General features: G+C 43.2%; 12 protein-coding genes. 1 reads left to right on the top strand and 11 read right to left on the bottom strand.

What is annotated here, in order from left to right; all coding sequences use genetic code 11:
- The first annotated feature begins 2 nt into the window (after window positions 1–2).
- Complete coding sequence (gene mtnA / locus AS888_RS01530) at window positions 3–1049, top strand: S-methyl-5-thioribose-1-phosphate isomerase (RefSeq protein WP_061140448.1); 1047 nt, start codon at window positions 3–5, stop codon at window positions 1047–1049.
- Between the two features lie 153 nt (window positions 1050–1202).
- Here the strand turns inward: mtnA and AS888_RS01525 are convergent, their stop codons facing one another.
- The 11 genes from AS888_RS01525 to ablB all read right to left on the bottom strand — a co-directional run bounded on the left by AS888_RS01525 (window position 1203) and on the right by ablB (window position 13476).
- Window positions 1203–2090 (bottom strand): LCP family protein, encoded by an 888-nt coding sequence (locus AS888_RS01525; RefSeq protein WP_061140447.1) that lies wholly within the window; start codon window positions 2088–2090, stop codon window positions 1203–1205.
- A gap of 602 nt (window positions 2091–2692) precedes the next feature.
- Window positions 2693–4180 carry a lmo1851 family serine protease gene (locus AS888_RS01520; RefSeq protein ID WP_061140506.1) on the bottom strand — a complete coding sequence of 496 codons (1488 nt, stop codon included), beginning with the start codon at window positions 4178–4180 and terminating at the stop codon, window positions 2693–2695.
- A gap of 255 nt (window positions 4181–4435) precedes the next feature.
- Window positions 4436–5140: a purine-nucleoside phosphorylase gene (gene deoD / locus AS888_RS01515; protein WP_061140446.1), complete on the bottom strand. Its 705-nt coding sequence runs from the start codon at window positions 5138–5140 to the stop codon at window positions 4436–4438.
- A gap of 242 nt (window positions 5141–5382) precedes the next feature.
- On the bottom strand, window positions 5383–5553 hold the full coding sequence (locus AS888_RS24805; RefSeq protein WP_064505166.1) for a YozD family protein: 171 nt from the start codon (window positions 5551–5553) through the stop codon (window positions 5383–5385).
- Window positions 5554–5712: 159 nt separating this feature from the next.
- Window positions 5713–6420, bottom strand: coding sequence for a hypothetical protein (locus AS888_RS01510; protein WP_061140445.1), 708 nt, complete (start codon window positions 6418–6420; stop codon window positions 5713–5715).
- Window positions 6421–6976: 556 nt separating this feature from the next.
- A complete protein-coding gene (locus tag AS888_RS01500; RefSeq protein WP_061140443.1) occupies window positions 6977–8743 on the bottom strand; it encodes an ATP-binding protein in 1767 nt (588 codons plus the stop codon).
- Window positions 8744–8757: 14 nt separating this feature from the next.
- Complete coding sequence (locus AS888_RS01495) at window positions 8758–9000, bottom strand: YozE family protein (RefSeq protein ID WP_061140442.1); 243 nt, start codon at window positions 8998–9000, stop codon at window positions 8758–8760.
- 358 nt (window positions 9001–9358) lie between these two features.
- Window positions 9359–9637 carry a YokU family protein gene (locus AS888_RS01490; RefSeq protein WP_061140441.1) on the bottom strand — a complete coding sequence of 93 codons (279 nt, stop codon included), beginning with the start codon at window positions 9635–9637 and terminating at the stop codon, window positions 9359–9361.
- Between the two features lies 1 nt (window position 9638).
- Entirely contained in the window at window positions 9639–11042 is a 1404-nt protein-coding gene (gene kamA, locus AS888_RS01485) for a lysine 2,3-aminomutase (RefSeq protein ID WP_061140440.1), read from the bottom strand.
- Between the two features lie 122 nt (window positions 11043–11164).
- Window positions 11165–12544: a sigma-54 interaction domain-containing protein gene (locus AS888_RS01480; protein ID WP_185113006.1), complete on the bottom strand. Its 1380-nt coding sequence runs from the start codon at window positions 12542–12544 to the stop codon at window positions 11165–11167.
- Between the two features lie 83 nt (window positions 12545–12627).
- Window positions 12628–13476 (bottom strand): putative beta-lysine N-acetyltransferase, encoded by an 849-nt coding sequence (ablB, locus tag AS888_RS01475; RefSeq protein WP_061140438.1) that lies wholly within the window; start codon window positions 13474–13476, stop codon window positions 12628–12630.
- Window positions 13477–13492 lie beyond the last annotated feature (16 nt).

Raw genomic sequence — 13492 nt, 5'->3', positions numbered from 1 at the left:
ACGTGACGACGATAGCACCTTTACCATATTCGGTACAATGGGACAATACCCATATCACATTATTAAATCAACAAGCCCTTCCTGCCATCACTGAATTCATTCAACTTCATTCGGTTGAGGATGTATATGACAGCATCCTTACATTAAAGGTGCGCGGTGCACCAGCGATCGGACTGACCGCAGCATTCGGGGTGGCACTTGGCGCCCAGCAGGAAGCTGCGACGGATTTAGCGGATTTCAAAAAAAATGTAACGAAACATATCGAAAGGCTCGCCTCTTCCAGGCCTACTGCCGTCAATCTTTTTTGGGCATTAAAGAGAATGAAGAATAAATTGATGGAGGCCCAAAGTATTTCTGCTGCCAAAGAAGCACTTGTTTTCGAGGCTAAAGCCATCTTTGCAGAAGATGAAGAAATGTGCAGGAAAATCGGGGAGCATGGCTTATCTTTATTCGCAAAAGGAGATTCCGTATTGACGCATTGCAACGCGGGGGGAATTGCCACAGCCCGTTATGGCACGGCACTGGCCCCTTTTCATCTAGCTAAAGAGCGGAATTTCCCGCTGGAAGTGTACGCCTGTGAAACCAGACCTGTTCTGCAGGGTGCGCGATTGACCGCTTGGGAACTGATGCAAGCGGGTGTTGACGTCACCTTAATCTCTGATAATATGGCTGCGCATACGATACATCAAAAACGAATCAATGCCATTATAGTAGGGGCCGATCGGATTGCGGCAAATGGGGATACAGCCAATAAAATAGGCACGTTGGGCTTAGCCATCTTAGCCAAGCATTTCGGGATCCCTTTTTATGTGGCCGCTCCATCAAGCACGTTCGACCTTTCTCTTGAATCGGGTGCATCCATCCCGATTGAAGAACGAGATGGAGCCGAAATCACCTCCATTCAAGGAATCAGGGTCGCACCGGAAAACGTCAACACATTCAATCCAGCCTTTGATGTAACGCCCAATCATCTCATCACTAGCATCATCACCGAGAACGGGATCATTCAATCGGACTTTTCCAATAACATCCCGAATTTCGTGAAGTGACGGTTCTTTCATTCGAGTGGTGACTAAAAAAACGAGCGTGGATTCAAATCCATGCTCGTTTATTAAATAGCTTTTTCATTTATTCTTGCGAGGTCTTTTATAAAATAACAAAACCAGTTTGTGGTTTTCGCTACGAAAAGGGCATGCCCCTGCCTACTTTGAAAAGAACTTTTGAAGCGCCCGCTTATTTTTCGTCTCATCCATTTCCAACACCGCCCCAATCTCGGGATATTCTGCATCTTTAAAGCTTCCTTCGACAGGAATCCTCAACGTTTCGACGGTTTCCGGTGCATGAATGACGGCTTTCGGTCCCATTTCCAATATCGTTTTCAGACCTATATCAGTGTCCAAATAGGAGAGGCCTTGTTCAATTATGCCAGGAAGGGCTACCACTCCTTCAAAGGAAGAGATTTGATTGATGAATCCGTTTTTTAATTGAAGCAGCACATCTTGCTGTCTGTCCACCCTTCCAAAATCACTTTCATCGTCATGCCTAAAGCGGACATATTTCAATATCTCCTCACCATGTAACACATTTTTACCAGTGCTTGCTTGGATGCTCATGTCATCAATGATTGTTTGATCGACGTCCACCACCACCCCATCAGGGGCAAGCAAGTCCACCATCTTCACAAATCCCTGAAAATCTATTACAGCTACATGATCGACTTTGATACCAAAGCTATCATGGATGGTTTTCTTAAGCAATTCCTTTCCCCCATAATAATAAGCAGCATTTATCTTATTGTATTGAGGATGAACGCCGGGGATTTTAACATAACTGTCACGCATGATAGAAGCCAGCTTCAGCTTCCCCTGTTCAGGAAAGTACCTGGCAAGCATGATCGCATCGGACCGGGATTTTTTCTCTCCCCTGGAATCAACACCAATTAACAGAAATGTTTTCTCACCGTCCTGAATCCTTTCATTGGTAAAGTTTTTTTCCGTACCTGTGTTTCCATTTTGTTTCGGTAAAGGGGCATAGGTGCAACCTGCCAAAATCAAGACCAATAGATATATGTACAATACCTTCTCTTTCATTACCTCACCTCATCGGAAAATTAATTCTATTTTTACCTTTAAATGGATTATTATGCATAGAATTACAAAAGGTTATCTATCCACAGTTGGAGGGCCTATACGTAAAACGTTGCTTTCCACTTCAGCTGAGCCAAGGAGGCTCAAATACCGCCCGCGGAATGAGAGCGCCTGCTGGGAAATGAAACGGAATAAGACAAATTCTCCAAAATTGTGAGCAATCAGGATTCCATCTTCATGGTCACGCAAAAGTGGAATGGAACGGAAGTGCGAGACTCCTGCGGGAAATGCGCGTCTACCGAGACTACGCAGGCTAAAAGCCGAGGAGGCTCAAGGACCGCCCGCGGAATGAGAGCGCCTGTTGGGAAATGAAACGGACTAAGTACAAATTCTCCAAAATTGTGAGCAATCAGGATTCCATCTTCATGGTCACGCAAAAGTGGAATGGAACGGACCAAGTACAGTTCGCCAAAACTGGAAGCAAATCCAAGACTATAAAATAAAAAAAAGATGCTGCCTGCAAAATGCAGACAGCATCTCTTTCAAGTTGCCCTTTTTCTAAATGTCCTTTGATGGCTACACTTTACTGACAGGGTTCTTATCGTTTACTTGATATCTTTCTTCACTACTTCTACCGCTTTTTTCAATTGTGTATCGTTTTCGAGGATTTTATCCCGGATAACCTCCATCAATTTCACGGTTGTATCATCTTTAATGACCCCAGTTTCTTTGATTTTTTGATCCCTTTGGAATGCTTTGACCGCATTTGCGGTTTCTTCATCAAAGAATCCGTCTATCTTACCTGGATCATGTCCTGCTTCCTTCAGCATCTTTTCTGCTGCCTTCACTTCACTGGAGGAATCCGATACTTTCAATTCCTTATCCGGCGAAATGTACGGAAGGCTGGCGTAATCAGGGAGCTTCACCTCAATATCCGGCTTGATTCCTTTTTTATGGATCCAATTGCCCTCAGGAGTCAGCCATTTAGCTGCCGTGTATTTGAAGTTTGAACCATCATCGAAGTCTTCCGCGGTCTGCACGGTTCCTTTCCCAAACGATTTAACCCCGACCAAAGGAATGTCTGCAGATTCACGGACGGCTGCTGCGACGATTTCCGATGCGCTCGCACTGCCATCATCAATCAACACGACTACCGGGACCTTCTTCAACGTACCATCATTATTTGATTTATATACTTCTTTTTTACCGCTTCGATTCTCAACTTGGAGGACCACTTCCCCATTCGGTATGAACAGGCTTGCCATATCAATCGCTTGGTCAAGCAGGCCTCCTGGGTTTCCTCGTAAATCCAGCACTACGCCCTTCATATCCTTCTTGGACATTTCTTTAAGTGACGATTTCAGCTCTTCCACCGTATGTTCGGAAAAGCTGGTCACTTGGATTTTCGCGACACCATCGTCAAGCATTTCGGCATAAACGGTTTCGATCGGGATCGTGTCACGTTTAATCGTGAATTCGATCGGGTCCGTCTCACCTGCTCTTGAGATGGTCAAATTCACTTTCGTTCCCTTTTCGCCCCTGATTTTCAGGACAGCTTCAGAAGAGCTTAGCCCTTTAACGCTCTTGCCATCGACACTCATGACGATATCATTCGGTTTTATCCCCGCTTTTTCTGCTGGAGATCCTTTTATCGGTGAGACGACCATTATGTGACCATCCTGCTCTTGTATTTCGGCGCCGATACCTTCAAAGGATGATGAGATGCTTTCATGAAAACTCGATGCTTCCTTTTTATCCATATAGGCAGAGTATGGATCATCCAGGGATTTAATCATGCCATTGATGGCACCATCAACAAGCTTGTCTTCATCAATGTCCTTATAGTAATTATCCTTTATCGTATCGTATGTAGAAAACAGCTTTTCAAATTCAGAATGTTTATCCGGAGCCAAGGATTCGACTTTTTCATCTCCAAAAGTCAGAGCTATGGTCGTAATCCCTGCGGTTAGAAATATGAGTAAGAAAATCCCCATAATGAACGTAAACTTCTTTATTTTAATGAATTTCCCTGCCTCTTTAGGCTGTTCTTGATTTTCTTCTTCCACTGATGCCTCACCACTTTCATTCATCATGACAAATATAAAACGATTTGTTTCCATTTTATCAGCTTTGAAGCCAATCGAAAAATAATAGTTATCAAAAATAACAATTTAAATTTTATGTATTATCTTAAGTCCCTCCAATGTACAGGCAGGGTATATCCGTAAGTGACCGCTTCGATCAAAAATGCGGGTAACAAGGAATAAACGCGACCATAGCAAAGCCCGCATATATACGCCAACATTCATTCCTGCCCCCCCGGGGGGGGGGACCTTCATACTCAATTATCAGTCTTGTATAGCTGCTTCCAGGGCCACCTCGACCATCTCGTTAAATGTTGACTGACGTTCTTCAGACGACGTTTCCTCGCCAGTTAAGATATGGTCGGAAATGGTCAATACCGATAAAGCTTGACGCCCAAACTTAGCTGCAAGGGTATATAAGGCAGCTGACTCCATTTCTATCGCTAATATTTGGTATTTTGCCCATTTTTCCAAATCACTATTATCATTATAAAATTGATCGGCCGTAAACACATTGCCAACCTTCAATTCCAAGCCTTTTGCCGTTCCTGCTTCATATGCCTTCCTTAACAAATCAAAATCAGCCGTCGGGGCAAAGTCGACTCCTCCAAACGTCATCCGGTTCATTTGCGAATCGGTTGAAGCGCTCATTGCAAGAATAACATCCCTGACTTTTACATCTTTTTGGATGGCCCCGGCAGTGCCTACCCGAATCAGCTTCTGGACATTGTAGCTATTCATCAATTCGTTTACATAAATGGAAATTGACGGAACTCCCATGCCAGTACCTTGGACAGATATGCGTTTTCCTTTATAAGTACCTGTATATCCAAACATGTTGCGTACTTCATTGTAAAGCTTGGCTTCCTCTAAAAATGTTTCAGCAATGTATTTTGCACGCAATGGGTCCCCAGGAAGTAAGACCGTTTCCGCAATTTCATTTTCTTTTGCACCAATATGTACGCTCATTTAACTATGTCCTCCTAAACTTGTGGTTGAAATCATATTCAAAAACTACTATACCATATCAACCACAAGTTAGGAAAATTGAACCTTATTCAATTGCCTGAAAAGTTAAAGAGACTTCCAAACAGGATCAAGGCTTGTCGGATCCAGCTCATTCACTGCAAACAAAACGGCGGTAGTAGTCCGCCGTCTTTAGAAAGTTTATTAATTAAGGGAAAGGAAGCTGCTGACCGTCTATTGACAGTCTACTCATCGACTTCTTCATCAATTATGCATTTCTCTAGAAGATATTCGAATGTGATGTCAGCAAGATCTTCAACTTCAGCTTCTGTCGGAAGATAGCCCCTTCTGATCAATTCTTGAAAAAAGAATTCAGCTATCTCTTCTGTATCAATAAAAACCTCAATTTCTCGCAAATCATCGCCCCCTTAATTAAAGGTGTATGAATGGATAGAGACAAATATTCCAGTTAGGGATTCCATTATGACCATTCACAGGAAGAGCCAGCTTTTTTCTTGGACATTATGAAGCTTTTATAGCATAAGGCACGGTTCCCTATAGAAGCTTGGAAACCTTCACTTCGTTTGCTTCTTCTTATGATCTGGATATATTTCCTCTGCCGCCTTTTCAATTTTAGCAAGGGCGATTTTCATGATATGACGATATTCATCATCGCCAAAATGCTCATAGAGCTTACAGTAATCATTGTATAAATCCAAAAGTCCATCAATCATTTCCTTTTTTTCATTTTTTGTCATTGTCATATCTCGCTCACCTTTACCAGGGTTGTTTTGTTTAGCAATGATAGCAAGCTCATTATTCTTTTTAGAAAGGAGCAGCCCTAATTTTTGAATAATCCCATCTGCACGCTTCGCATCGGCAATTAAAGTCAATTCTTCCTCATGCGCTTCAAGCCATTCACTGTCTGAGATTCTTGATAATTCATAGATAACATCTTCCCAGGCATTTTCCTTATAGCGCCAAATTTCCGTTCGATAGCCGATAATCTTGAAATAGTCTTGTTCATATCCATCTACCTGGACTAAGTCACCTAATAAAAATTTATATTCAATATTGATTTGTTCCTTTTGATAAAGGATTTCTCCTTCATATTCATTTATCGATTGCAATGTTTTTTCGATGTAAAGGCCTTCACTATAGTTCACTTCATACACATAAGCACCATCGAGAAATTTTATATCGGTTATGTTCCCGACTGTCCCATACATTGTAATTACGACTGTATCGCCTAATTTAAATTTCGGCTGTTTTTTTTTGCCCATAAGAGACATCCCCCAATATGGTCCTTATCGTTTGATTAGTAAATTATATGCATAAACAAACAGGGAGGTTAATGGAAAAGGGGGGGCGCTTTGCTCATTTAGCTGTGTAATTTATCACTCATTCATAAAGGGACCGATCGTTTTTGAAATGCCTGGCAGCATTCGATCCGGTGATTTCGCTAAAGGCACTCGCTTTTTTTGCGGATGATCCTTCCTCTGCGATTCTAAGCTTTACGCTCTCCCTTTCGTTCCCATTCACTTTTTTACAATCAAATAGGATTTATTTTACCTTGATTAAACAGATGCAGATGGAAAAATCGGATGATCTGTGTCATTTTGCATTCGCAGATGCACAGATGCGATAGAGAAGGATGGAATTCGTTGGACTGCATTCAGGGGATTTCACCGTTCCGCTTTGCAGCCATCGGTTTCGAATGATGGAATGGACCTAAAAATCTTTTGAAATGAAGGTCCATGGAGATCAATGCGCTTACCTTTGAGCAAAAAGGGCCCGGGATGTATCATTCCGGGCCCTTTTTGTATATAACCTGCCGTCTCATTTAATGAAACGGTTGGTCGTGGGAATTATGAGGGTCACTTTCGTTCCTTCGGGGCAGGTGCTTTCAATCAAGAATTTCCCTTTCAATTCCTCCATGATTTGAATGCACGTCGCAACCCCTAAGCCGTTTCCATCAGGCTTAGTCGTGTAAAAGGGCATGCCGATATTTTTTAAATTCTCGGGACTGATTCCTTTTCCATCATCCCTCACCATCAATTTCACGGACTGGGACCCGCCGGTTTGTTCTAATTCAATCCGTCCCCTTGAACCGATGGCTTCACTGGAATTATTCAGCACATTCAAGATAACCTGTCGAAGCCGGTTTCTATCTGTGTAAACAAAGACTGATTCTGCTACTTCATTAATTATTTCTACATGAGAACTCGGAATTGATGGAATATAGGTATCCAGTATGTCATTAAGGAAATCCCTAAGATTCAGCTTCTCCCATTCCAATTGATGCGGTTTGGCCAAATCCAAAAGCTGGCCTACAAAGATATTGACCCGGTCCACTTCAAGGAGCATGATGTCACTGTACTTTTCTATCAATGTTTTGTCATGATCCTGACTCTTCAAAAGTTGAAAAAAACCCTTGATTGTCGTCAGCGGATTTCTGATTTCATGAGCAACACCTGCAGCTAGCTGCCCAACATACTTTAACTTTTCAGTCCGGACGATTTCCTTTTCGCGATCTTGAATCGTCTCCATCATCCTCAAGAAGGCCACGTTCAATTTTTCCATTTCCTCGAAGCTTTTATTATCGGAAGTGACGAATTCCTTTCCATCAATAAAATCCTCTGTCGCTTCGACGAGATCGCGGACGGGCCTGACAATCGATTTCGTAAGAAGATAGACGGCAAGGATGATCGATACAAACACGATGCTATAAATTGTTAAATAGCGTGTCAATAGGTCATTCAAAGGCTGAAACACCTGCTTCTTATCTGCCCCTACCACTACAAACCATCGATTTTCCGTCTGTGCCCCCGCATGGACAGGCTGAATGGAATAGATTTTCTCGCCATTCTCTGCACTGTACAGTTTATCGGATAACGAAGCTTCCAACAGTTTTCCTTTAGTTAAACCCAGGTCACTCAAAGCAGAATCCTGAAGCACACCATGCGGATCCTTTTTGGAAATCATGATTCCTTCTTGGTTCATCATGAAAAAATCAACAGGGTATTTATCGCTAACCTCGTTAGCCTTTTTCTCCATCATCTCCCAAAGTACTTCCAATCTGAAGGCCGGAGACACGACACCGATCAATTTCCCTGTAAGATCATGCACCGGGGCGCTCAAGGTGATTACCGGCTCCGGGTATGACCGGGTGCTATACACATCCGAAAGGAATTCATGCCCCTCCATGGCCTCTTTAAACCAGGTTCTCTTGGCGAGATTATCTCCGATCAATTTATTGGATGTATCAACCGTTACATTCCCATCCAAGTCCAGATATAACACTCCATAATAATTCCCTTTTGCTTCAATGAACTTCTTAAGTTCAGCCGACTTGTCTTCTCTTGGTGAACGAGGATCGATGATGACCGAATTTGTGCTCATCAGCTTCACATCACTGATCCGTTCGTTCAAATAGCTATATGTTTCATTGACAATATTCAGTGAGCCTGCATTCAAGGCATTATTCGCTTCTTTTTCCAGCAGTGACCGCTGTGATTCATAGGAAATGGCTCCCAAGATCATGACAGGTGCGCTTGCAATCAGTAAGGAATAAAGCAAAATACGGGTTTGAAGGCTTTTAAGCATCCTTCGGTTCCTCCCTATTCCTGATCTTCCTGCAGGAGTCCTTCTTCAATTTGGACATATTTTTCCCACGCCTGATCAAATACCGTCATACTTTCGAGATAGTCCGCATTCAATTCCAAATAACTGCTCACTTCATTATAATCTGTCGAATGTTTCGGAAAGCCGTGATCCTCATAAGCATGATTTGCAAATGTAGTAATGGCATCCACTTCCTTCGGCTGTCGAAACTTCATTAAATATAAATAAAATGGTCTCATTGTGTCGAGCCCCCCCTAAAAAACGATGATTTCAGCTTAAATATATCGGAATCTTCCCCTTCCGTCCACTCTTTTGGAGTGCCTTACGATTTTCTTTCATGATGTTCATGGACAAGCAACGGTTTTCACACGTCATCCAAGAGGCGGTCACCATTTGCAGACGCCTATAGGTCATATCTTCTACAAATCTTGATGAAAGATTCGAATGGACGTATGGTAAGGATCGCTTTCGCTTGGGGGCAATGAATGGGATTGGTTATTGAATTGGAAAAAACCCCTCATTGATGATGAATTGAGTGAGGAACACTCGTTCCGCCATAAATGGAGGTTTTTTTCCTGCATGGATATTCAACCATCTTTACGAAAAGTCAAAGTAATTGCGTTTCAGCAGCCTTTTCATACTCATTAACTCACTGTACTTTGTCTGTTTTTCAAGCTGCTTCGAATCGATCAGGAAAAGTTGATTTTCAATTTCCTTGACAATTTCATCATTTTGAAAAAGTGCATCGCAATGCTCACAATGGGATGAAGGCGTTTCGGTTATTTCTATCGCTCTCGTGCCATCCGGCAATTCCCAATATACGGTTCCATTTATCGCCGACAGTTTTCCCTTCTCGCACCACGGACATGTCTCCATGTTATTCATCCCCTTTTGGTGTGTCCTTTTTTTGCTGTGCCTGGAATTTCTTTTCCTTTAATAGGTCCCGCTTTTCCCGCTGGTTTTTCAATGATGCGTGCTCTGGATTTGTGACATAGTTTTCCCTTCGATTCATTCGCTTCAGCCCTTCAGGAACTAAATTGAATTGCTGGTCATTCATTAAACCGGATATGCCAATATCTGACCGTTTTTCTTCCATATCCGGATAAACTCCTTTGAAGTAGTCGTCTGCCAAACCAGGTGTATACTGCTCAGGTTCTGGATAGGTGGTTATCACGCCCTCAAAATTGCGCAGAACCGTTTTCGTTGGAGATTGCGAGAGGATATAATTCGGCTGAAGCGTGATTTTCCCTCCCCCTCCTGGCGCATCTACGACGAATGTAGGTACGGCATACCCAGAGGTGTGACCCCGCAGCCCTTCAATGATTTCAATCCCTTTTGATATGGGTGCCCGGAAGTGCCCAATTCCTTCCGAAAGATCACATTGATAAATATAGTACGGACGGACACGAATCTTGACAAGATCATGCATCAGCTTCTTCATGATCGCGACACTGTCATTTATCCCTGCTAAAATGACGGCCTGATTGCCTACAGGGACACCTGCATCGGCCAGCATCTCACACGCTTTTTTCGACTCTTCGGTAATTTCGATTGAAGTGTTGAAGTGGGTGTTCAGCCAAACCGGATGATATTTTTTTAAGATGGTACATAAATTCTCAGTGATTCTTTGAGGAAAGACGACAGGGGCCCGGGTACCGATCCTGATTATTTCAACATGAGGGATGTCTCTTAAGTTTTTGAGGATATATTCCAGGATCGTGTCATTGATAAGCAACCCGTCCCCGCCGGATATAAGCACATCCCGTACCGCTGGAGTATCGCGTATATAGCCGATTGCCGCATCTAATTGTTTTTTAGGTACGCCCATGCCGATTTGTCCGGAAAAACGTCTTCTTGTACAATACCGGCAGTACATGGAGCATTGATTCGTCACCAGGAAAAGGACGCGATCAGGATATCGATGGGTCAAACCGGGCACAGGGGAGTCCTCGTCTTCATGCAAGGGATCTTCCATGTCGTATTTGGTTTTATGCATTTCCTCCGAAATCGGGACCGATTGCATTCTTATTGGGCAGCGCGGATCATTTTTATTCATTAACGAGGCATAATATGGTGTAATGTTCAGCGGAATGGTTTTAGTGGAAATCCTTACGCCTTCCTCCTCATCGGGAGTGAGATCGATCACTTTCTTCAAATCATCGACGGTGCGGATCGTATTCGTAAGCTGCCACAGCCAGTTGTTCCATTGTTCTTCGGTTACATCTTTCCATAGCTCTATATCTTTCCAGTTACGCTCTGGCTTATATAAGTCAAATAACATGGTCATACCTCCTGAGTTATGATAGTAGTATTAAATGCAAGAGAGGTGCCAAAATGACCCGGAAATTTCCATTACCCATAAAAAAATCCGGACTGCAGCGATTGCATCCGGATTTTTTGCATTCAAGTATGTTTCCTGATTTTATATTGCAGCGTCTGTCGAGGAATCTGCAATAGCTTCGATGCTTGAAAAACATTCCCCTTTGTTTGAAGAAGAGCATCGGTAATCAATTTAGTTTCCATCTCAAGCATTGCCTCCCTAAGCGGAAGGACCTCTTGAGGTGAAGATGATTGTTTCTTTAACAACTGGGGCAAATCTTCGAGAATCAAAATTTCCTGCTCAGTATGGTTCATCATGAATTCAATCGTATGTTTCAGCTCCCTAACATTGCCTGGCCATTGATAGTGCTGAAAAAAAAGCCTGATCTCCTCATCGACGCCTTTAATGTCCATTCCTAATTTCCTATTATTCATGGATATGAAATGCTCCGTCAAAAGCTCGATATCTTTCGCTCTCTCCCTTAGCGGAGGAAGCTCGTAACTCAATACGTTCAACCTGTAAAATAAATCCGGTCTAAGTTTGTTTTCCGAAACGGCCTTTTTGGGATCGATATTCATCGCTGCCATGACCCTGACATCCACCTGTACGCTTCCTGCGCCTCCTATCCTCCTGATGGATCCATCTTCCAGCACGCGCAATAGCTTTGCCTGCAGGTCAATCGGCATCGACTGCAATTCATCCAGAAACAAAGTCCCGCCATGCGCCAATTCAAATAATCCCTTGCGCTCCAAAGCACCTGTGTAAATTCCTTTAGCCGTACCGAATAAGAGCGATTCCAAAAGCTCCCCTGGTAATGCCGCACAGTTTTGGGCAATGAAGGGCTCCATTCCCCGGCTGGATTCGCGATGGATGCTTTGGACAAAAAGCTCTTTTCCTACGCCGCTCTCTCCATAGACCAATACCGATGAAGAGGAACGGGCGGCCCGCTTTCCTTTTGATATCAAGCTTTTGAACTGTTGATCACTCGTTAAGATTTCCGAGAAACGATGCAAATGGCCGGGCTCCGGTTTCTTTTCAGGATTCTTACTTGTCTTGAGCGAGCTTTCCAGGTCCGCTAGCCTTTCCGATAATTGCTTTAAACTTGAGTAATCCTTTGCGATTTCAATGGCACCTACGATGACCCCATCAACATTTATCGGAAGGGTCGTATTAAGCGTTTCAATGATTCGCCCATGTGCATTTACATAGGACTGATTATAGTTGTAGATAGGTTTTTCCGATTTGATAACTCGCAGTAATGTGGATGATTTATGATTCAAAGAAGGAAAGGCCTCCAGCAATGGTTTCCCCAGCACTTCACTTCTTTTCATTCCGTCGTGGTTGGCTGCAACCCCATTATAGAAGATGGTCTGCCCTTTTGGATCGATCACATGAATCCCTTCATCAATGGTATCCAAAATTGCTTCCAGTACCTCGCGTGTATTAAATGATTCACCCGGCAACATACCCCTCCTCAAGTTCATACTTGCTACATGTATATGAGGAAATGCCGAAAACTTGCCAAGTTCCGCTTAAAATTGAGCAATCATGTATAATTTTTCACCCATAGATTCATATCTTCAAGTTTATCGAAGATGTAACAATTATTGGCGAGGCGCCCCCGATAGGAGTAGCCATGCTGATGCAGTGCCGCATTCATCCCGAATGAGAGCGATCTGGCAATCGAATAGATGCAATAAATTTCATGTGAAATGAGATAGTCTTCGATATTGGCAATCAGATGCTTCATCAGCCCGAACTGCCGATGTTCCGGCAATGTCGCACAATCGGTGATTTCTGCATTATGGTAAAAAGCATCAATTTCGGCTGAAGCGGCACTGACAAGTTTCCCTTCGTGAAGATAGATATAAAAAACCGTTCCGTTTTCGATGCATTTTTTCACATATGCCGGATCATTCATCGGTGTTGGATATACCTCGAAAACCTTGCCATATAACTGTGCAAGCTGTTTGGCATCCGCTAGCTCCGCTTTGCGAACCTGATAAGTGGACGGCGGTTCATCCCGTCCCGCTTTACTCGGCAAATTCAAAACATCGGTGAGGATTCGATCTTCCTTATCCCATTCGACACTGTTTCGCCGTTCATTCCTGGTATATTTGACAAGGAAGAAGCAGTCGCTTCCCAAAAAGAACCTATCGATGCTGCCTTCGTATAAGAAGCCCCGGGAGAGCAATTCCTGAAGGTTTTCTTTGCGGGTCTTGAAAATGATTTTCTCTGCAGCCATGTCGGCGGCCGCCTTTAAAGTTTCCTCGATGCATTCTTGAAAATGACCGAGATAATCCTCCACCCTGACTCGCTTATTAAAGTGGTCGATCGTCAAATGAATGGTGCAGCGCTGCTTTTTAATTTGTTTTTCGATGATTCCCGTTTCCATTCTTTTCGCTCCTTTC

The sequence above is a fragment of the Peribacillus simplex genome (assembly GCF_001542915.1).
Classification (GTDB): domain Bacteria; phylum Bacillota; class Bacilli; order Bacillales; family DSM-1321; genus Peribacillus; species Peribacillus simplex_B.
Note: the sequence above shows the minus strand (reverse complement) of the source record. Positions and strands in the feature narration are given on the sequence as shown.

Bases quoted from the DNA above. Each gene is read 5' to 3' on its own strand.
- AS888_RS01510 (WP_061140445.1), bottom strand. From the start codon at position 6,420: ATGGGCAAAAAAAAACAGCCGAAATTTAAATTAGGCGATACAGTCGTA.
- AS888_RS01525 (WP_061140447.1), bottom strand. From the start codon at position 2,090: ATGAAAGAGAAGGTATTGTACATATATCTATTGGTCTTGATTTTGGCA.
- ablB (WP_061140438.1), bottom strand. From the start codon at position 13,476: ATGGAAACGGGAATCATCGAAAAACAAATTAAAAAGCAGCGCTGCACC.
- kamA (WP_061140440.1), bottom strand. From the start codon at position 11,042: ATGTTATTTGACTTATATAAGCCAGAGCGTAACTGGAAAGATATAGAG.
- AS888_RS01520 (WP_061140506.1), bottom strand. From the start codon at position 4,180: ATGATGAATGAAAGTGGTGAGGCATCAGTGGAAGAAGAAAATCAAGAA.
- AS888_RS01500 (WP_061140443.1), bottom strand. From the start codon at position 8,743: ATGCTTAAAAGCCTTCAAACCCGTATTTTGCTTTATTCCTTACTGATT.
- AS888_RS01495 (WP_061140442.1), bottom strand. From the start codon at position 9,000: ATGAGACCATTTTATTTATATTTAATGAAGTTTCGACAGCCGAAGGAA.
- deoD (WP_061140446.1), bottom strand. From the start codon at position 5,140: ATGAGCGTACATATTGGTGCAAAAGAAAATGAAATTGCGGAAACGGTC.
- AS888_RS01490 (WP_061140441.1), bottom strand. From the start codon at position 9,637: ATGGAGACATGTCCGTGGTGCGAGAAGGGAAAACTGTCGGCGATAAAT.